The sequence below is a fragment of the Corynebacterium sp. Marseille-Q4381 genome, assembly GCF_036881695.1.
Taxonomy (GTDB): Bacteria; Actinomycetota; Actinomycetes; order Mycobacteriales; family Mycobacteriaceae; genus Corynebacterium.
The window spans coordinates 42,636-62,224 of sequence record NZ_JBAJNR010000002.1; the positions used below are offsets into that span (position 1 = coordinate 42,636).

At 64.3% G+C, this 19,589-nt stretch carries 20 protein-coding genes, 1 tRNA gene and 1 pseudogene; 11 read left to right on the plus strand and 11 right to left on the minus strand.

Translation table 11 applies throughout. From position 1 onward, the window contains the following. Positions 1-3: 3 nt before the first annotated feature. The 4 genes from V6D40_RS01980 to V6D40_RS01995 form a co-directional block, all read right to left on the minus strand. On the minus strand, positions 4-1,440 hold the full coding sequence (locus V6D40_RS01980; RefSeq protein ID WP_334288694.1) for a purine-cytosine permease family protein: 1,437 nt from the start codon (positions 1,438-1,440) through the stop codon (positions 4-6). A gap of 84 nt (positions 1,441-1,524) precedes the next feature. Further along, positions 1,525-1,941: a hypothetical protein gene (locus V6D40_RS01985; protein ID WP_334288695.1), complete on the minus strand. Its 417-nt coding sequence runs from the start codon at positions 1,939-1,941 to the stop codon at positions 1,525-1,527. 97 nt (positions 1,942-2,038) lie between these two features. Then, a complete protein-coding gene (locus V6D40_RS01990) occupies positions 2,039-2,749 on the minus strand; it encodes an IS6 family transposase (protein ID WP_334288696.1) in 711 nt (236 codons plus the stop codon). Positions 2,750-2,836: 87 nt separating this feature from the next. After that, the gene (locus V6D40_RS01995) at positions 2,837-3,226 is read right to left on the minus strand and encodes a heavy metal-responsive transcriptional regulator (RefSeq protein ID WP_004601215.1); all 390 of its coding nucleotides are present in this window, start codon (positions 3,224-3,226) and stop codon (positions 2,837-2,839) included. A 108-nt stretch (positions 3,227-3,334) separates the two neighbouring features. On the opposite strand from V6D40_RS01995, the gene merA reads away from it, so the two are divergent. The 7 genes and pseudogenes from merA to V6D40_RS02030 all read left to right on the plus strand — a co-directional run bounded on the left by merA (position 3,335) and on the right by V6D40_RS02030 (position 8,626). Next, complete coding sequence (gene merA, locus V6D40_RS02000; RefSeq protein WP_334288697.1) at positions 3,335-4,759, plus strand: mercury(II) reductase; 1,425 nt, start codon at positions 3,335-3,337, stop codon at positions 4,757-4,759. Between the two features lie 34 nt (positions 4,760-4,793). After that, complete coding sequence (merB, locus tag V6D40_RS02005; RefSeq protein ID WP_334288698.1) at positions 4,794-5,447, plus strand: organomercurial lyase MerB; 654 nt, start codon at positions 4,794-4,796, stop codon at positions 5,445-5,447. A 126-nt stretch (positions 5,448-5,573) separates the two neighbouring features. Then, positions 5,574-5,789, plus strand: a complete 216-nt coding sequence (locus V6D40_RS02010) for a hypothetical protein (RefSeq protein ID WP_004601218.1) — start codon at positions 5,574-5,576, stop codon at positions 5,787-5,789. 119 nt (positions 5,790-5,908) lie between these two features. Continuing rightward, the gene (locus tag V6D40_RS02015) at positions 5,909-6,391 is read left to right on the plus strand and encodes a TlpA family protein disulfide reductase (protein WP_334288699.1); all 483 of its coding nucleotides are present in this window, start codon (positions 5,909-5,911) and stop codon (positions 6,389-6,391) included. Continuing rightward, complete coding sequence (locus V6D40_RS02020) at positions 6,388-7,344, plus strand: cytochrome c biogenesis CcdA family protein (protein ID WP_055122236.1); 957 nt, start codon at positions 6,388-6,390, stop codon at positions 7,342-7,344. Before V6D40_RS02015 ends, V6D40_RS02020 begins: the two co-directional genes overlap by 4 nt. Before the next feature lie 375 nt (positions 7,345-7,719). Continuing rightward, a pseudogene (locus tag V6D40_RS02025) lies at positions 7,720-7,870 on the plus strand (IS481 family transposase); the annotation flags it as partial. A 327-nt stretch (positions 7,871-8,197) separates the two neighbouring features. Continuing rightward, positions 8,198-8,626 (plus strand): recombinase family protein, encoded by a 429-nt coding sequence (locus tag V6D40_RS02030; RefSeq protein ID WP_334288700.1) that lies wholly within the window; start codon positions 8,198-8,200, stop codon positions 8,624-8,626. Here the strand turns inward: V6D40_RS02030 and V6D40_RS02035 are convergent. The 5 genes from V6D40_RS02035 to V6D40_RS02055 all read right to left on the minus strand — a co-directional run bounded on the left by V6D40_RS02035 (position 8,623) and on the right by V6D40_RS02055 (position 14,146). Further along, the gene (locus V6D40_RS02035) at positions 8,623-9,054 is read right to left on the minus strand and encodes a single-stranded DNA-binding protein (protein WP_255996198.1); all 432 of its coding nucleotides are present in this window, start codon (positions 9,052-9,054) and stop codon (positions 8,623-8,625) included. The two genes, V6D40_RS02030 and V6D40_RS02035, sit on opposite strands and share 4 nt — an antisense overlap. Before the next feature lie 91 nt (positions 9,055-9,145). Further along, positions 9,146-9,289 (minus strand): hypothetical protein, encoded by a 144-nt coding sequence (locus V6D40_RS02040; RefSeq protein ID WP_016456431.1) that lies wholly within the window; start codon positions 9,287-9,289, stop codon positions 9,146-9,148. A 159-nt stretch (positions 9,290-9,448) separates the two neighbouring features. After that, the gene (locus V6D40_RS02045) at positions 9,449-10,471 is read right to left on the minus strand and encodes a DUF4192 domain-containing protein (RefSeq protein WP_334288701.1); all 1,023 of its coding nucleotides are present in this window, start codon (positions 10,469-10,471) and stop codon (positions 9,449-9,451) included. 465 nt (positions 10,472-10,936) lie between these two features. After that, positions 10,937-11,010: transfer RNA gene (locus tag V6D40_RS02050), tRNA-Met, on the minus strand. Positions 11,011-11,155: 145 nt separating this feature from the next. Continuing rightward, positions 11,156-14,146 (minus strand): UPF0182 family protein, encoded by a 2,991-nt coding sequence (locus V6D40_RS02055; RefSeq protein ID WP_442891876.1) that lies wholly within the window; start codon positions 14,144-14,146, stop codon positions 11,156-11,158. Between the two features lie 84 nt (positions 14,147-14,230). Between V6D40_RS02055 and V6D40_RS02060 the strand changes: the two genes are divergently transcribed. Continuing rightward, complete coding sequence (locus V6D40_RS02060; protein WP_334288703.1) at positions 14,231-14,749, plus strand: PPA1309 family protein; 519 nt, start codon at positions 14,231-14,233, stop codon at positions 14,747-14,749. A 27-nt stretch (positions 14,750-14,776) separates the two neighbouring features. Continuing rightward, positions 14,777-15,523 carry a hypothetical protein gene (locus V6D40_RS02065; RefSeq protein ID WP_334288704.1) on the plus strand — a complete coding sequence of 249 codons (747 nt, stop codon included), beginning with the start codon at positions 14,777-14,779 and terminating at the stop codon, positions 15,521-15,523. 7 nt (positions 15,524-15,530) lie between these two features. Here the strand turns inward: V6D40_RS02065 and V6D40_RS02070 are convergent, their stop codons facing one another. Beyond that, positions 15,531-16,589: a YlbL family protein gene (locus V6D40_RS02070; protein WP_442891880.1), complete on the minus strand. Its 1,059-nt coding sequence runs from the start codon at positions 16,587-16,589 to the stop codon at positions 15,531-15,533. Positions 16,590-16,760: 171 nt separating this feature from the next. Here V6D40_RS02070 and V6D40_RS02075 point away from each other — a divergent pair, with 171 nt between their 5' ends. Beyond that, positions 16,761-18,203, plus strand: coding sequence for a zinc-dependent metalloprotease (locus V6D40_RS02075; protein WP_334288705.1), 1,443 nt, complete (start codon positions 16,761-16,763; stop codon positions 18,201-18,203). 9 nt (positions 18,204-18,212) lie between these two features. Here the strand turns inward: V6D40_RS02075 and V6D40_RS02080 are convergent, their stop codons facing one another. Continuing rightward, on the minus strand, positions 18,213-18,713 hold the full coding sequence (locus V6D40_RS02080) for a M48 family metallopeptidase (RefSeq protein ID WP_334288706.1): 501 nt from the start codon (positions 18,711-18,713) through the stop codon (positions 18,213-18,215). Positions 18,714-18,763: 50 nt separating this feature from the next. Between V6D40_RS02080 and V6D40_RS02085 the strand changes: the two genes are divergently transcribed. Then, positions 18,764-19,579 (plus strand): hypothetical protein, encoded by an 816-nt coding sequence (locus tag V6D40_RS02085; RefSeq protein WP_334288707.1) that lies wholly within the window; start codon positions 18,764-18,766, stop codon positions 19,577-19,579. Positions 19,580-19,589: the final 10 nt, after the last annotated feature.

A 19,589-nucleotide genomic window follows, 5' to 3' on the forward strand; every position in this document is an offset into this window, starting at 1 on the left:
TTGCTATGCAACAAGCTCCTCTTGGCGGCGCACCGTAGCGCGCCGCACGAACCACGCGGCCACGAACGAGAACGCGAGCGACACCAACACGCCCAGATTTGCGTCCGCCCACTGCTCGCCCACTAGCGGTAGCAGGTAGCCCTGCCAGTTGTTCCAGGCGGCCTCATCCGCAAACGCGTTGACCACGAGGCCCCAGCCAAGCACGGAGGCGACCGCCATGATGGTAATGGAGGCCCAATCCACCGAGCCGTAGCGGCCCGACGGGGAAAAGAGCGCGGCCTCGTCGTAGTCCTGCGTGCGCGTAAAGATGTCCGCGATGAGGATGCCGGCCCAGCTGGCGAGCGGTACGCCAAGGGTGATGAGGAAAGACTGGAAGGGCCCGAGGAAGTCTTGGGCGTAAAACACCACCCAGATCGTGCCGGCGGTGAGGATCACGCCGTCGACAGCCGCGGCGACCGGCCGAGGGATATTGATGCCGAGGGTGATGAGCGTCAGCCCCGAAGAGTAAATGCCCAGCACCGCCCCGGAGACAAGCGCCAGCACCGCGGCGATGAGGAAAGGCACGAGCACCCAGGTGGGCAGTATGGTAGCCAGCGCGCCAATGGGGTCTGCTGCGATCGCGTCCGCGAGCGCCGCGTCAGAGCCGGCAAGTAGTAGGCCGAAGATGATCAGCACCACCGGGGCGATCGCGCCGCCGAAGGTGTTCCAGAAGACGATTGAACGGTCAGGCGTGTCCCGGCGCTGGTAGCGCGACCAGTCCGCGGCAATATTGATCCAGCCCAAGCCGAAGCCCGTCATTACCATCACTAGCGCGCCGATGACCGAACCGGCAGAGCCGGCGGGGATGGAACGCACCGCGTTAAAGTCGATGTGGGGGATGGTGAGCATGGCATAGAGCGCGGTGATGGCGCCGGTAATCCAGGTGAGGATCGACTGAAGGCGCATGATGGTGTGATAGCCCAGCACGGACGCGCCGACGATTAGCACCGCCACGACGAGGGTGGCAATAACCTGCGTCACTGTCCCCGGCTCAGCCCCGAGCTGGCGAATTACTGTGGTAGTGGCCAGCACCGCCATGATGGACAGAAAAGTCTCCCACCCGATTGAGGTGAGCCAAGAGACGATCCCGGGCACTTTCTGCCCGTTGACGCCGAACGCGGCTCGGGAAAGGACCATGGTGGGAGCAGAACCACGCTTGCCCGCCACTGCGATCAGACCGCACAGGAAGAACGAAAACGTCACGCCGAACGCGGTGACCAGCGCCGCCTGCCAGAACGAGATGCCGAACCAGAGGATGAATGAGCCGTAGGAGATACCGAACACGGACACGTTTGCCGCGAACCATGGCCAGAAGAGGTCTGCGGGCTTCGCAGTACGCTCTGCCTCTGGGACGATGTCAATGCCGAGGGTTTCCACAACCGGCGAGTTCGTGCCTTTCACAGGGCTAACCGTACTGGATGCTGGGGACTTGCTGAAAATAATATTTGCCCGGCACCTTCGGCCCCACCAACACCCCCAGCGTCGTTATTGAACCGAGGCGAAGAACGACTTCATGATGAAGTACGACTCCTTCAGCCGATGGGCCGTCTCGAAACGGTCCCACATGTCCCAGGTGTTGCGCACCGGCGTGGTCGCCTGCTGCGCCACGTCGTCGCCGTCACCGCCGGCGAACACGAAGCTTAGCCCAGTGTTGTCGACGAACTTGCTTTCGTTTACGGACTTGTCATCCCACAGGTCCGCGGTCACCTCGCGCCGGCTCGGGTCGCGAAAATTCATTAGCAACCACGGGACGCGCACCTCCAGCTTAAATTTGCCGGAGGACCAAGCGTAGCCCGTCAACGAATTGTAGTTATCTGCCTCAGGATCGCCGTTGCCCTCCCGCAGCGCACCTGCCTCGTACTCCTCAAAGGGGAACCATTCGCCCGTTTCTGCGTTTCGCATCTGCTTGTTCAACACGTAGGGTGCTGTTGCAAACTTCAGGCGGAGAGCCGTGACGACCCAGTCTTCATCCTCTGATGCTCGCTGCGGGTCGGCGTTCTCAGGCAGCCTCGAACACCCGGCTGACGATCACCGCATCCGGGTTCGGTTGCTCGTAGGCAAACATCGCGCCCTGGCCTTTCCGTAATGAGTGCATCGCTTCCATCCCTTTCAACGTCCGGTACGCCGAGGTCCGGTTTTTGAACGCCCCCTTCGGTCCGAGGATCCGTTTCAGCCGCCCATGATCTCCTTCAATGACGTTATTGAGGTATTTCACCTGCCGGTGTTCCACGGTCTGCGGGCAGATTCCCTCTGACTTCAACTCGGCGATTGCCCTGGCCAGGGAGGGTGCTTTATCGGTGTTGATCACCCGCGGGAACCCGGTTATCGTGTTCGACCTCAGGGTCTTGGCCAGGAAACGCTTCGCTGCGGCGACATTACGCTTTGGGGACAGGTAAAAATCCAGGGTATGCCCACCCGCGGTGATGGCCCGATAGAGGTAGCACCACTTTCCCCCGACCCGGATATAGGTCTCGTCCACCCGCCAGGACCGGGCCTGCCAATCCGGGACTTGTCGGTACCACCGGGTCTGCTTGTCCAGCTCAGGAGCATATTTCTGGACCCAGCGGTAGATGGTGCTGTGATCGACCGGTACGCCGCGTCCGGTCGTCATTTCTTCCAGATCGCGGTAGCTGAGCCCGTAGCGGCAGTACCACCGGACCGCCCACAGGATGTTTTCACGGGGGAAATGACGACCGGAGAAGATGCCCATGGCTGTGATTATTTCACGCAGGTCTTCCTGTCGCCCGAACTTTGCAACAGCACCCTTTTGGCGGTCCAGGAGGTGTGCCCAATTGGATTACAAGTACCTACACACTTGATCGGTGCTGCACGTTTCAGGGTCCGGGTGTGCGGCGTCCTGTCTGAGGTCCGCGATAGTGTCGCGCAGCACGGAGAGCTGCGCGATCTGCTGCTCGATCTCAGCGAGGCGCACGTCAAGCAGGTCGCGCACGTGCTCGCAGGGCGCCTGGCCGCCGTCGCGGATGTCGAGGATCTGGCGGATCTGGGCGAGGGTCAGCCCGGCGGCCTGGCCCCGGTGGATGAACCCGACCCGACCCACGGCATCCTCGGCGTAGTCCCGATAGCCGGAGGCCAATCGCTCGGCCGGAGGGAGCAGCCCCGACTCCTCGTAGAACCGCAGGGTCTTGGTCGTGGTTCCGGTTGCTTCCGCAAGCTGTCCAATCCTCATGTTCGCCGATTCCCCTTCCAATGGCCACCACACTTGACCTTCCATTGTACTGGAAGGTTCACAATGGTTCCATAGGAACTTTTGAACCACAGGGAAGAGACATCTGGAATGACAAACGAAAAGTTCGATCTGGCGATTATTGGTTCCGGCGGCGGAGCGTTTGCGGCCGCGATCCGGGCCACCGGGCTGGGCAAGCGCGTCGTGATGGTGGAGCGCGGCACCGTGGGCGGGACATGCGTGAACACGGGCTGCGTCCCGTCGAAGGCGCTCCTGGCTGCCGCGGAGGCCCGCCACGTGGCGTTGGATTCGGCCCGCTTCCCTGGGGTGGCGGCCTCGGCGGGCCCGGTGGACATGCCGGCCCTGATTCAGGGCAAGGCCGCGCTGGTTGAAAGCATGCGCACGGAGAAGTACGTCGATCTGGCCGCGGACTACGGGTGGACGATGATCTCGGGGGACGCGTCGTTCACCGGAACCCAGGACGCACCGCTGCTCCGGGTGATCTCCCCGGATGGTGCAGTGAGAACGATCGAGGCCGGGCACTACCTCGTGGCCACTGGCTCCGCACCCTACGTGCCCCCCGTTCCCGGACTGGCCGAGGCCGGGTACCTGACCTCGACGACGGCGATGGAACTGGACGAGGTGCCCGAATCAATGCTGATCCTGGGCGGAGGCTATGTTGCCCTGGAGATGGCACAGCTTTTCTCCCGGCTGGGCTCCCGGGTGACCATGCTGGTCCGTTCCCGGTTGGCCTCGCAGGAGGAACCGGAGGCATCCAAGGCGTTGGCGGGGGTGTTCGCCGACGAGGGGATCCGGGTGGTCCGGCGGGCCATGGCCGACTCCGTGGCCTCCGGCCCGGACGGGGTCTCGGTGACGGCAAACGTGGCCGGGGACGAGGAGGTGTTCCGCGCTTCCCACATCCTCGTGGCACTGGGCCGCCGCCCGGTGACCGAGGGACTGGACCTTGACGCCGTCGGGGTGAAGACCGGCGCATCCGGCGAGATCGTGGTCGATTCCCGCCTGGCCACGTCCAACCCGCGGGTTTGGGCCGCCGGGGACGCGACCGGCCATCGGGAGTTCGTTTACGTCGCAGCGGCCCACGGCGCCCTGGCCGTGGACAATGCGTTCACCGATGCCCTGGCCGAGGTCGACTACCGGCACCTGCCCCGTGTCACCTTCACCAGTCCCGCCATCGGGGCGGTCGGGATGACGGAAAAGGAAGCTGTCGCCGCCGGGATCAGCTGCAAGTGCCGGGTCCTCCCCCTGGAGTACGTGCCGCGAGCCGTGGTCAACCGCGACACCCGCGGCTTCATCAAGGTTGTCGCGGACCGCGACACCGGACGGATCCTGGGCCTCTCCGCGGTGGCCAAGGACGCCGGGGAAATCGCCGCCGCCGGCGTCTACATCCTCGAAGCGGGCATGACCACCGCGCAGGTCGCCGCCGCCTGGAGCCCCTACCTGACGATGTCCGAGGGCATCAGGATCGCCGCCAAGGCCTTCAACACCGACGTCTCCAAGCTCTCCTGCTGCGCCTGAGCTGCAGCCCCCACTGCCGAAGCAAAGGAATGCCATGACCGCCACTGACCAGGCCCTCACCTATCTGTTGTCCCCCGCGCGCTCCGGAATAGACCCGGAATTGTTCGTGCCGCTGCTGCGGCTCCTGGCCGAGGGCGAGCCCGTCACGGTCGCCGAACTGGCCACCGCCAGTGGCCGGAGCGAAGACACGGTCCGGCAGGGACTGGCCGCCGTCCCGGACACCGAGTACGACGACGAGGGCCGCATCATCGGCCTGGCCCTGACGATGCGGCCCACCCCGCATCGCTTCACCCTGGCCGGGGAACAGCTCTACACCTGGTGCGCCCTGGACACCCTCTTCTTCCCGGCCCTGATCGGGAAGGCCGCAACCATTGAGTCGACCTCCCCGGGTAGCGGGACCCTCATCCGGGTGATGACGGACGCGGACGGCACGGTGACCTCCGTGCAGCCGGCCACCGCCGTCGTGGCCATCATCAGCCACCCGGGCACGGGGCCGGTGCGGTCATCGTTCTGCAACCAGGTCCACTACTTCGCCTCCCGCGAGGACGCCCAGCCGTGGTTGGATTCCCATCCCGACGGCGAAGTCCTGGACATCGAGGCGGCACACCGGGCCGGTGCCGCCATGGCCGCCGCCCTCCTCGCCGCGGCCGCCACGCGGGCCCCCGCGGCGCAGGACTCCTGCTGCTGAGCTTTAAAAGGCCATGACATGACCCAGCACCCAGAACAGCCAGACACCGGCCATCAACCCGTCCGGCAGACCGGTCGCCCCGGGCGATACCACACACTGGCCGCAGGAATCGGCATAGCAGCGGCCATGATCCTGTGCTGCGCAGGACCCATCCTCATCGCCGCCGGAGCCCTCGGCGCGATCGCCGGATTCTTCTCAAATCCCCTCGTGTTACTCGCGGCCGCCACGGTGCTCCTGGCCGGGATCATCGCCGTCACCAGGCAGCGAAAACGCCGCAGGACCGACGACTGCTGCCCTCCCGCATCCCCCGAGCACCACCGCACCGACCACGGCACCGCCTGAGTCCCCATCCCCATTCCTGGAAGGAACCACCAGACACCATGACATACCCGAGATCCCGCCGTTCTCTGTCCGTTCCCCGGCCCAGGCACCTCGCCTCCGCCCTGTTTCTGACAGCGGTCATGGCACTGACAACCGCCTGCGCCAGCTCACCGAGCGGCCCGTCGGCCGCGCCAAGCGGTTCGTCGCCCGACGCGGCCGGTGCCGTTGCTGTTACGGTCTCCGACATTGACGGCACTACCCGGACCATCCCGGACGGTAAGCCCGCAGCACTGTTCTTCTTCTCTGCCGGATGCGGTGAGTGTGTGGAAGGGGCCGATTCCCTGAACAAGGCCTCCACGGCCCTGGGAAGCTCGGCCGACTACCTCCTGGTGGACGTGGACCCCCGAGAACCGAAGGAGACCATCAACGGATTCCGCGATTACATCAAGGCCCCTGAGCTCCCTGCCGTCATCGACACCGAGGCCACACTGACCACCCGGTACAAGGTCACCTCTATAAGCACCCTGGTGGTGGTCGACGCGAAGGGCGACGTTACCTTCCGGGCCACCGACCCGTCTGCGGAAAAGATCCAAGAAGAACTCACCAAGGCCGGTGCCCAATGACAGCCCTGCTTGCCCTGGCCTTCGCCGCTGGAATGATTGCCCCGGTCAATCCCTGCGGTTTCGCCCTCCTGCCCGCCTGGATAGCCCAGACCATCGGGGACGCCCGGACGCGCCCGCTCGCGCTGCGTCTGGCCCACGGGCTCCGGGCCGGGCTCGCGCTCAGCCTCGGCTTCGCCGGGACCCTGGCAGCCTTCGGGCTGATCGTCAGCGCGGGCGCCAGGACCCTGATCAGCGCAGCGCCCTGGCTGGGAATGGCCACCGGGGTGATCCTTCTCCTGCTAGGCCTGGCCATGCTCACCGGACTCACACCACGGCTCCGTCTGCCGGCCTGGGCCACGAAACCCCGCACACAAGAAGCCGCAGGGGCAGGTCACAAAACCGGGCGCATGGTGGCCTTCGGGATCGGATACGCCGCAGCATCCCTCGGCTGCACCCTCGGGGTGCTCCTGGCCGTGATCGCCCAAGCCCAGGCCGTCGCCAGCTACGCCGGGCTGCTCGCGGTCTTCGCCGCCTACGCCGCAGGCTCGGCCACTGTCCTGATGCTCGTTTCGGCAGGCACGGCCATCGCCGGGGCCGCCCTCGGGCGAAGAATCACCGGCCTGGCCAAGCACAGCAACCGCATCACCGCCTTCATCCTCACCATAACCGGCGCCTACCTCAGCTGGTATTGGTATCCCGCCGCCACCGGCGGAACCGCACAGGCCAACAGCCTCGCCGTATGGTCAGCCGCCGCCAGCGCCTGGATCAGCGACAACAGCACCCTGATCGCAGCCCTCGCCGCAGCCGTGGTGCTCGCATCGGCATTGGCCGTCCTCAACCGGCGCAGGAGACTGCGCATCAGACAGGGAACGCCGCCCACAGGCGAGGGCCCCGGGCAAAGCGGGGAACCCGACTGCTGCACACCAACTCCGGACAACAACTCGACCGAGGACCGGCCAGGCACGATCCCGTAGCTGGCCGAGGACTCCCAAAAAGCAAGGGGGAGAGGGAACCTTGCCCATCTTCTGGCAAACGAGGCGCCCGCCTATCAGGACAGGTTGGTACAGCGGCATCAGGCCGGAAGTCAATTCGTGCAGAGGGCTTCGGGCAATCCGTCAGGAGCCCTCTGTACCGCCCCCGCAATGACGGGAACGTCAGTGTGGTGGACTTCGGAAAGCCACAGTGACACCCACTAGTTGTACTCGACCGTGACGTTGGTGGCACTTTCGGTCTTGTGAAATAGCTAGGCCTCCTGGCTTAGTGGAGCTGTCTAGTTCTTCACTGCCAGGAGGCCTCTACGCCCAACGGTAACGCCCGCTTGACCACGCATGCGAGAGCGTTGCTGGTGGCCAGGCAAGCTCATCCATATCGATGTGAAGAAACTCAGCCGCATCCCCGACAGCGGCGGTTGGCGAGTCCACGACCGATCCGCGACCGGAAGACCCGATCGGGTTCGACCACGTCCATGCCGCTGTCGATGACCACACCCGACTCGCTTATATGGCCCACTAGCGGTCGCGGAGCGTCCTGAAAACCTAAAGTTTTATGAGACACCCGGCAGGAACTGGAATGTGAGACCGTTTCATGGGGCAATTGGCCTCCTCCCCGTCTCACTAAAGCGTCTCGCCCTAAGTTGTCGCAGGGTGGTGCTCGGTAGGGGTTTGTGAGGCATAATCGAGACATGAGGCTTTTGGGGTACACCCCAAGCGAACAATTTGTGAATGACAAAACTTCCTGTTCGCTAGGGTTAGTTCCAAGACTAACGGAACAGAACCGTCACTGCCTCTGGAGATCACTGAACAGTTGGGGGCGATCTCAGGACAAAAGGTGGGCTATGCCCGGGTGAGTTCGAAAGATCAGAACCTTGATCGTCAGATTGAACAACTCAAGGCAGAGAAGGTCTTCACCTATTACACGGATAAGGCCAGTGGTGGATCGCGTGAGCGCCCTGGACTTGATGAAGCAATGCGATATGTCCGTGCAGGAGATCAGCTTGTCGTCACGTCGATGGATCGGTGCGCGCGTTCACTGACGGATCTGTACGCCATTGTTGACGAGCTAGTCAGCAAAGGAGTGTCGGTGAAGTTCCTCAAGGAGGGACAGACCTACTCAAAAGACTCCACCCCGATCGCCAAGCTGATGCTAGGGCTGTTGGGTTTTGTTCAGTTGGGTATGGCCGTGAAAGAGCTGGATCAACACCGTGAAATAGTTGAAAAAAATAACCCCGCAGGTTTCCCTGCGGGGTGTCGTTGTTAGAACGGTGCTTCGTCGTTGTCGGCGTCAGCGCCAGCCAGGGCGGCGTTCGCCGCCTCGCCTCCGCGACGGGCTGCGCGCGCAGCGGACTCTTTCTTGGAGTCGATCAGCTGCACGGTGTCGATACGGGCGACCAGCGGGTAGTGCTTCACACCGTCCTTGTCGGTGTAGACGTCGGTTTTCAGCGAGTAGCTCACCGCAACGCGATCGCCGGAGCCGACGCAGCCGAACACGCCGGGGTTCTTAGCGTCCTGGACGTAGCCGGTCAGCTCCACGATCTCGCTTTCCACCTTGCCGGTGGCCTTGTTCTTGAAGGTGTTGCGCGCATAGACGCTGAGTTTCACCGTCGCGCCACCGTTTGCGTGCTCGAACAGCTTCGGTGCGCGAGCTGCGTTGCCGACGATGGTGCCGTTGTTGAAGGGGTTGGACATGTTGGTTCTCCTTACCTGAGTGGGTGTGAATTGCCGTGCAATTTGGGTACTTAAGCAGCTGCTTTGCTGCTGCGGGGTGGTTGCGCTGTCGTTACAGCACTGCCCAGGGCAGCGGTGTGCCTGCCGCCTCTAGGTCGCGCAGTTCTTGCGCTGCGCCCGGATCGGCGTCCTCGCCGTCGATGCCGTCGGCGAGCTGGTAGAGCAGTTCCAGGTCGGTGTGGGTGATGTCGCGCATCACGTGCCTCCTTGTTCGGATTGATGGTCAATCCGTCTGTTGGAGACAGCTCTGCTGTCTAGGGGTCGCTCCCCTACCTCGTTGAGGTGTCTGTCGTCGCAAGCCACGGCCGACGAGAAAAAGAAACCCCATTGCATTGCTGCAACGGGGTGTGTGGTGCTACTCGGCAAACAAGATCGTGCGGGTCTTCTCGGCGCCTTCGCGGACAAGCTCGACCATCCGCTCGCCCTGGCCGTTATCGGTCAGCTTCGCCACCAGCGACGGGAAGTTCTCGTCTGGCCCGATCTCGGTGGCTCGCTGCGCAGCCACGCCAGCTAGTCCCGGCTGGCCGGTGGCGTGCGCGAGCACTGCGACAGTGGCGGTGAGCTGCGCCCGCATCCCCGGCCAGCTGGTCGGGACAGCGCGCATAACCTGCTCTATGAACGCAAGGCCCGCCTGCGGGTCATCGAGCAGCGCTGCGAGCAGCGTGTCTCGCAAGCGCTTTGTAGTGAAGCATTTCAGCGCCGATCGAACAGCGCGCGTGCTCGGCTGGGTTATTCCTGCCGCCGCCTGCTCGTATTCACGCTGCAGCACGTCGGAGAACATGGGCGGGATATACGCCAGCGCGTCTTCGATGATGTCGGCGTGCTCGGCAGCGTCGATGCCGTGATCGGTGCTGTTCAACCGTGCTTCGATGTCGTCTTTGCTCGGCTCCGGCAGCTCTCCGGTGTGCTCTAGCATCTGCCGCAGCGCCGCCGATGCGGCGACCTCGCCGACAACGCCGTGGCGCGGCTCGTCGATGAGCGGATGCTGGTACACAGACCACCACGCAGCCCCGGTGACGATCTCAGGCACCTGCACCACCCCGAGCAGCGGCGGTAGGTGCACTGCCCCGCTGGTGAGGTACGTGGCCGTCTCGTCGAAGATCGGCTGTGCAATGTCGTCGCTGATCATGTACGCGATAACAGCGTCGAGTTCGAGGTGGTGGACCCACGCTGCGAACCGCTCGCGGCTTTCGGTGAGCTTTGCAACAGCTTCGTCCAGGTCGAACCGCGCGACCGGGCCGAGGCGGACGGTGTCGACGCCCTCGTCGTCGACGAAGAACGCGAGGATCAGCGAGTTGTTCGGGTAGAACCCGAGGATGCCGGGGAGGTTCGCGAGGATCTCGCCGTGGGATGCAAGCGTGTGGGAATGAGTGGACATGGCAGTGCTCCTTTGCACGAATACGGGGTGTACGTGGGCAATCCCGTATTCAGTCCGGCTCTGCCGGTCGCGCCCTGCCACGGCACCACCGCACCTGAAGCGTGCTGAGCGTCGCTAGCGCAGCCTGATGCTCGCTCGCTGGGTGCGAGCGCTAGCGACGCAGCATTGTTAGATCCCCGCGTCGCCGCTGGTTAAGCGTTACCTTTGGCGCGGTTGTGAGACTTGCACAGCAGTTCGCAGTTGCTTTCCTCGAACTGCCGGCTCCCGTGGCGTTCCTTCGTTGCTGCCGTCCTAGCAATCACTAAGCAATGCACCGAAAACCTGCGCCGCGTCGTTGGAGCGTCGCAGTTCCGTTTGGTGCAGGATTTTGACCCTAGTGCACCAGCTAGTGCACCAAATGGCGATCCGATCACAAAATGAAGAAGGCCCATACCAGCGTTTCCACTGGTAGGGGCCTTATCTTAGTAGCGGGGGCTGGATTCGAACCAACGACCTCTGGGTTATGAGCCCAGCGAGCTACCGAGCTGCTCCACCCCGCGCCGGGTGATATTCAATTTCACCTGCTGCCTTGATCGGCAACGGTGATCACTATACGTACCAACGCAGAAGACGCCAAATCCCCTGGCCAGATGGATTACTGGCGCAGGGGATGGTGGGTGGCCACCAAGGTTTTGACGCGAGGCGTTAGTTCTGCAGGCCCTGGTAGTCGGCCACCGCCTTGTCCAGTGCGTCGAGTGCTCGGCCATAGTCCTCAAACGAGCCGTCGCGGGCGCTCTCGAGCTGGCGGAGGGCGTCGTTAATGTTGCTCAATGCTTCCTCGGCGTTCGCCGCGCCCGGGACACGAGCAGGTGCCTCGTCGGCCGCACCGCCCGTCTCGTCGTTGACGTCCGGCGACGTCGGGGACGCCATGTCCGCCTCGGTACGGGTGCCAGCGGACTCCTCGTCCACCACGTCAATGTCCTGGGCTGCAGACGGGTTGATACCCACCTGGGACAACGCCTGCGAGATCGTCGGCGCGTAACCCACCTGGCCGCGGTAGAACACCAGCACGCGCAAAAGCTTCGGGAACGCGGATTCCTGGTCCTTGCGCTGCGAGTAAATCGGCTCGACGTAGAGGATCTCGCCGCCACCAACCGGCAGCGTCAAAAGGTTACCGTTCTTCAGGTCATTGGTGCCCTCCCACAGCGTCCGGTCGCGGGCGACCTGGTCCGAGGACATCAGCGCGTCCTGCGCCTGCTTCGGGCCCTGGGTCTGCGTCGTGGTGGGCAGCACGCGAACCGTGATGCGGCCGTAGGTCTCAGGGTCAGACGAGACCGACATGTGCGCCGACAGGAACTCGCGGTTCAGACCGCGGTACGGCGTAATGAGCTGGAACGAGGCCTCGCCGGTCTCCGGATCGGAGGCGACGATGTAGTACGGAGGCTGGTACAGCTCGCGGCGGTCTTCCGGCGCAGTTGGGTCGTTCGGCACGGACCAGAATGCGTCGTTGTTGAAGAAGACGCCCGGGTCATCCACGTGGTAGCGGGCGAGCAGCTCACGCTGCACCTTGAACAGGTCCTCCGGGTAGCGCAGGTGGTCGCGCAGCGCGTCGGAGATCTCGCTCTCAGGATTCACCGTGCCCGGGAAGATGTCCATCCATGCCTTGAGCACCGGGTCCGACTCGTCGAAGGCGTAGAGCTCCACGGTGCCGTCGTACGCGTCCACCGTGGCCTTCACGGAGTTGCGAATGTAGCCCAGGTTGTCGTTGATGATGCGCTGGGAAGTGCCGTCCGGGTTGAGGGCGTCCTGCGTTGCGTCGGTAAGCGTGGTGCGCGTGGAGTACGGCAGCTGGGACAGCGTGGTGTAGCCGTCCACGATCCACTTCACACGACCGTCGATAACCGCCGGGTACGTCTTGGAGTCCGTGGTCAGCCACGGCGCAACCTTTTCAACACGTTCGCGTGGGTCGCGGTCGTAGAGGATCTTGGAATCACCGCCGACACGGTCGGACAGCAGCAGGTTCAGCTCCTGGTAGCGAATCGCGTACGCGATGCGGTTCAGCCAGTTGCCAATGTTCACGCCGCCCTGACCGGTGTAGGTGTAGGTGGCGGTGTCAGTGTCGTACTCCACCGGGCCCTGGCCGTTGTCGCCGACGATGGCGTAGTCCAGCCCGTCGGCGGCAGAAGCGATCACCGGGCCGTAGTAAATCCGCGGCTCGTCGACACGGATACCCAGCTCCTCAGCCTGGTCGCTCTCGCGCGCGATGGCGTTGGTCTGCAGGTCGGAGACGGTGAAGATGGGCAGGCCGCCGCGGGTCGAGCCGGCGTCCTGCGCCGCGGCGTCGACCGTGTTGGCCTGGGCCGCGATGAAGCCGTTGCCGTGGGTGTACACGGTGTGGCGGTTGATCCAGTCGGCCTGGTTCTCCGACAACGAGTTCGGGTTTAGCTCGCGGGCGGCAACAACGAAGTCGCGCATCTCGCCGTCGAACTCGTAGCGGTCCATCGCCAGCTGCTCGGGGAAGCCGTAGAAGTTGCGCAGCTGCTGATTCTGGGTGAACGTCGGGGAAATGATGTCTGGGTCCAAAAGGCGGATGTTGGAAATGGTTGCCTCGTCCTGCGCAACGTCGGCGTTCGACGTCGCCGATTGGCCCCAGTTCTCCTCGTAGGCGACCTTGTCGTCCGTCAAGCCGTAGGCGAAGCGGGTGGCCTCAATGTTGCGGCCGATGTAGTCGTACTCCTTCGCCTGCCGGTTCGGCTTCACACTGAACTGCTCCAGCAGGGCCGGCCACACGTTGCCGACCACGACCGACGACACTAGCATCAGCACCGTCGCCAGCACCGGGATACGCAGATCCTTGTACACCACGGAGGCAAAGAAGGCGATAGCGACGAACACCGCGATCACCGTCAGGATGATCTTGGCCGGCAGCATCGCGTTGATCGAGGTGTAGGACGCACCGGTGAAAATGTCGTTGCGCGCGTAGAGCAGCTGGTAGCGCTCCAGCCAGTAGGACACGGCTTTGAGTAGCATCCACAGACCGGCTGTGACGGCGAGCTGGATGCGAGCGGATTTCGACACTGAACCCTTGGCACCCGTCATGCGGTTGCCGACGCGGATCCCGCCGAGGAGGTAGTGGGCCACCAAACCGATCAGAAACGCCGCGAGGAGCAGCAGCGAGAGCAACTCGACGATCGCTGAAAGCGCGGGGAGGCTGAACGCGAAGAACCCGAGGTCGCGGCCGAACTGCGGGTCGTTAACACCGAAGTTCGGGCCGTTGAACCACATCAGGAACGTGCGCCAGAGCCCCTGCCCTGCCAGACCGCTCAAGATCGCGACAACGAGCGGGACCCACACCAGCAGCGAGCGCACCCCCTGCTCGAGCTGGGCGCGCGCACGGGCGTCCGGCGCGAACGGGTCCATCTCGTTTTTCTGCCTGCCCTGCCAGGCGAGGCGCGCCGCGAGGTAGGCCACCGCGCCGCCGATAGCCCCGAAGATGAGGAAGAGCAGCAACCGGGTCAAAATGACTTTGTTGAACACGCTGCGGTAGTCGAGCTCGCCGAACCAGAGGAAGTCGGTGTACAAACCGACCAGCATCGGCAACAAGAATAAGATGACGCCGAGGACACCAATGGTGGTCCAAAGCCCCTTATTCGACTTCCTTGCGTTTGGACGTGGCGGCGTCACACGGGTAGCCAATCCTTCTCCTTTTCGCGATGGCTTAGGTCAGTAGGCTTCTAGCCTAAAGAGTTCAACGATTGAAACCGAAGAAGGGTTCCCGCAATGCAGCAGCAAGCGCTCAACAAAGCGATGATGGAAGCCATCGAGTTCGTCCACGCCGAAGGCTGGGACGCCCCGCCCACGTTGTTCGGCCTCGTCCCCACCGCGCTTCTAGTCGATCAGCTCGAAGAGCTCGAACGCGAGGACGACTCGCCGTTGACCTTGGTCGTGCAGGAGCTTCCGGCGCACATCCGCCCCGGTTCAGAGGAGCTCGCGGATTACGTCGCCCGGGTAGCGTGGCCGCGCGAAGTGGAGGGCGTGATCCTCGCCCAGGAGATCTTGTTCCGCGACACCTCCGCAGACACGGACGAGCCGCGCCCAGCGCGGTTGTTCTCCGGAGCACTGCGTGACGACGACACGTTTCAAACCCTTCTGCAACTTCGCCCCACCGACGAAGAGCTAGAAGAGGGCGGGTTGTTCGCGCAGGACCGGATCGAGTTGCGCGGCGGCCCCGACGTCGCGCCGACGGTGATCGCCGCACTGCAGTACAGCCTGTCCCAAGATCCGGAAGACCTGCTTTAGCGTTTTGCCTGCTTTAGGATGATGGATGTGAAATTTCCTACTCGCACCTCCTCGGCGGCCGGTGCGGTCGCAGCTGTTGCTCTGGCAGGCGCCCTGACCGCCTGCGGCGACGCGGACACGGATTCGACGGCGGTGGAGGAAACGGTGGCGTCGGCAAGCACGAGCCCCGAAACCTCAAGCTCCGCCGCAACCCCCACCACCACCTCGAGCGCAACCACCAGCACCGCGGCAACGACAACGACGCGCAGCACCACCCCCGCCGCACCAACAAGCAAGACCGCGGAAGGCGCAGCCCTGGTCGAAACGGTCGCCGAGCAATTCTCCACCCTTGCACCCGCTTCCCTGTTCGCGCAGCTCGACGAGTGCTCCCAGGCCGGCATCGCCGGATCTTACAACTGCAGCGGCAAAGAAGTTGGCCAGTTCCAGTTCTTTGACTCCGAGTCGAAGGCTGCCTCGACCACCCAGTTGCTCACGGAGCTGCGCTCCTCCCGCGTGGTCGAAGACACCGGCAACCGGGTCGTGGGTTGGTCTGTGCTGGCGAACTCGGCGATCATCACCGTGGTGGACAACGAAGCCGGCCAGGTGATGCAGCAACTGATCTCCACCGACGAGACAGACCCGCGCACCCGCATCTACGAGCTTGGCCTGGCGGACCAGGTGGAAGAAGTCTCCACGCCCGGCGGGCACACAACCAGCTCGGGGACGACCTCGCCGGCAGCGACGTCCTCCACATCGGAGGCCGCCGAGCCCGCCGCTGAGACGACCCAGCACTAAGCCGCGGCTAGTTCGCGCAGGAAGTCACTGGTCGGCCAGCGGCAAAATCGTCCATCGCGCGAACAGCGTCGTCCAAGTCGGCGACCTTCGCCACCGTCATATCACCCGCGTTCGCCTTCGCTGCTTCCTTGCAGTTGCCCTCGGGCGCTAGGAAGAGCTCCACTCCCCCGTCCCGCGCACCTGCGATCTTGTGGGTGATCCCGCCGATCGGGCCGACCTGGCCAGATTCGTCGATAGTACCCGTGCCAGCGACAACGCGCCCGTGCGTGAGCTCTCCGGGCGAGAGCTTGTCTATCACCGCGAGCGCGAAAATCATGCCAGCGCTCGGGCCTCCGACGTCGTTGAGGTTGTAGGCGACAGAGACCCCGTCGCCGGGCGTGGACGTCATCAAAATTCCGAGCATTGCTGTGTTTTTGTCCGCCTCCGAGGCGCCGAGGGTAACAGTTACTGGAACCTCGCTGCCGCCGCGGGAGACCGCGATCTCGAGCGAGTCGCCCGGCTGCTTGGAGCGGACAATCTCCTGCACCTCACCGGGCTTCGTAACGTCCTTCCCGTCGACGCGCGTGATTGCGTCCTCAGGTTGTAGGTGCCCGTCAGCGGCGCTGCCCTCCACCACGTCGTGAACGATGACCACTGTGGGCTTTCCCAAGTAATGCATCGCCGCGACCGTGGCCGATGCCTCCGAGGCGACAAACGCAGCCTCGTTGTACTCGCGCAGCTCCTCTTGCGTGAGGTCGGGCGGCAACACCTGGTCGACAGGGACGATCGTGTCGTCGGTGGTGATCCACCGGCTCAGCGCCTGCGTCAGCGTCATGTTGGTGCGAACCGATACCGTCGTCATGTTCAGCGTGCCCGAGGTTTCGTCGGTCTCAGCACCGTTGATCGCCACAACGGGCTCGCCCTGCACATCTCCGAGGGTGTCGAACATCGGCCCCGGGCCTTGCGCCGCGTACGGCACCGCCAGCGAGATATCGGTGCCGGGGATGTGGTCGAAGGTCAGCAGCGCGGTCAGCGCCGCGACAGGGATCGCACCCCACGCGACAGTGGCCCAGCGCACGCGCCGCACCTCGTCGCCCGTGTTTACCCCGCCGACCGCAGGTTGCACTTCACCCGGTTGCTGTCCAGTCACAGCAGGCTAGCTTAACCCAGACGGCGCCGCTTCCAGCGCGCAGTGGTCGGCGCTGCCGGCCCAGCAGTGCTTCCACGTGCTGTTGAACCGTCTGTACTGTGGTGGGGTATGAGCAACGGATTCGGATTCTCCTTCCCTAACGACGACCGCGATAACGACCGCGACCGTGACAAAGGCGGCGGAGACCAGGGCAACCAAGGCGACGGCGGCGCCAACAACCCGTTCGCCGCGTTCGGCTTCGGGGGCTTTAACCCGCAGGGCGCGTCCGGAGGTTTAGGCGACATGCTGAACCAGTTCGGTCAAATGCTCTCCGGCATGGGTAACTCGATGAACACTCAGGCCTCCGACGACGCGGTGAACTTCTCCCTCGCCGGCCGCATGGCGCGCCAGCGCGTGGCAGGCACCCGCGCGGTTTCCGCCGGCGACACCAAGGCCGTTGAAGAATCGGTGAAGCTTGCGGATTTGTGGCTGGACGAGGCAACTACTCTGCCCGCTTCCGGCACGAAGGCGCAGGCTTGGAACTCCGAGACCTGGATCGACGAGACGATGCCGATGTGGAAGCGACTGGTCAACCCGGTCACTGACCAGATGAACCGCGCACAGTTGGACACCATGCCGGAGGAAGCCCGCGAGATGATGGGCCCCATGGCGGGCATGATGCGCCAGATGAACTCCATGCAGATGGGAATGAAGCTGGGCCACGCTCTGGGTGACCTTGCTGGCCAAGCCCTCACAGGCACGGACTTCGGCCTGCCGGTCGCCCCGCGCGGCGTCACCGCCATCCTGCCGGGCAACGTGACCGAGATTGCCAAGGGTCTCGAGGTGCCGGGCCAGGAAGTCATCGTCTACATCGCCGCGCGCGAAGCTGCCCGCCAGCGCCTGTTCCAGCACGTGCCGTGGCTGGTCGAGCGTTTGGTCTCCGCCGTCGAGGAGTACGCCGCGGGCCTGGAAATCGACACCTCCCACATCGAGGAGATTGCCCGCAACCTCAACCTGGAGTCCGGCGACCCGCAGCAGATTCAGGAGGCGCTGCAGTCGCTGCAGGGCGAGGACCTCTCCCCGCGCGTTGGTTCCCGCAACGCGGCGGCGACCTCCCGCCTCGAGACGCTGCTGGCCTTAGTCGAGGGCTGGGTCGACGTGGTGGTCGCTGAGGCTCTCGACGGGCGAATCCCTTCTGCCCCGCAGCTGGCGGAAGCGTGGGCGCGCCGCCGCGCCACCGGCGGATCCGCCGAGCAGGCGTTTGCCAACGTGGTCGGTATCGAGCTGTCCGCCCCGAAGGTCCGCGAAGCCGCCGAGCTGTGGCGCCGGGCCGAAAACGCCGTGGGTATCAAGCGCCGCGACGCGGTGTGGGACCACCCAGACTTCCTGCCCACCGCGCAGCATTTGGAGAACCCGGCGGCGTTCATTGACACGCTGCTGGACGACCAGCCAGACACCGATCTCGACGCTGAGTTTGCCAAGCTCGAAGAGGAGCTGCGCGACAACCCGACGCTGAAGCGCGAGGACGACGACGGCAAGGACGACGGCCGCGAAGACGGCACCGAACTGTAACAAGCCGGGTTACACGAACCGCTGCAGCGCCTCGAGGTACCCTTTCGCTCGCTCAGAGCGCGGCGCACGGTCCGCCCACGCCCAAAACTCGGGCGAGTGATCGGGGACGAACGTGTGGGTGAGCTCGTGGACGATCACCGCGTCGACCACGTAGCTGGGGGCACCGCGCAGCCGGTCGCTGATCCGGATATCGCCGGTTGAGGTGGTACACGACCCCCACCTCGAGCGCTGGTTCGAGACCCACCGAATCGAACGGAACGACGCGCGCGACTCCAGCACCTGCCGGTTCAGCGCTTCAGCGCGAACCGCGAGCTGATCGTCCGTTGCGGGTGTGCGCGACGCCTTCGCTTGGAGCCGGGTAAGCATCTCAGCGACCGCCTCGCGTTCCTGCGCCTTGGTCATACGCTGCGGAATGCGGATTTCTGCCACCCCGTCCACTATCCGCGCCTGCACCGTTTTGGTGCGCTTCGCAGAGCGGATCACGCGGTAATCAATTTCATCTGCAGGCACAGCGGTTCATTGTATGATGTCGCCTGAACACATCGGGGGGTGGTTTGCGCATGGCGCGCGTTAACAATCTGTCGCTGGTCCAGCTAGCGAAAGGCAGCACGGTCTTCCAACGGGGGCCGAACCTGTTGCAGTTCGGACTCGACGCCACGCGCACGGGGATCATCGAAACCGCGTGCGCGCAAGAGCTTGTGCCGATCATGCGCGCAGCCCGCATCCCCACCCCTGCCCGCCACCTCACCAGCGCCATGGCGGAACTCATCGGCCACGACGCGGCGCGCAGCCTTACCGCAGACCTCGTCTCGTACCGGATCCTCGTGCCCGCCGAGCCGCGCCACGTAGCGCTCATCGGTGCTAGCCCACTCGCGAAGCAGCTGTCGGACTTCCTGAAGACATGCGGTTTCGCCGTTTCGACCAACCTTGAGAGCGCCGACTCGTGGGTGCCGCTTGTCGCGGTGGACCAGCTTGCTCACGCCTCCGCGGTGGCTCGCATAGCGAAACACCGCTCAGGCCCCGCAATCCCAGTCACGCACATCGACTCCCGCGTCATCATCGGTCCAATCCGCCTCGCCCCAACCGACCCGTGCCTTATGTGCGCGAACGCGCACTTCGAAGACATTGATGTGCTGTGGCGAGCAACGCTGACTGAGAACCCCCACGGCTCGCACGACCCTGACCCGGTCGTCGCGGCGGCGGGTGTGGCGGCCGCTGCGACCGTCATCCGCCGCGTCGCCGGAGTACCAGACCCGCCAGGCGTGTCCGCGCAGTCTGTCTCACCCGGCGAAATCGTCGTGATCGACCCTTTCGGACCGCGCCCTGTCACGACCCGCGCCGTTGCGCCGCATCCGCGGTGTCGAGTGTGCTACTAGCGGTCTGCGC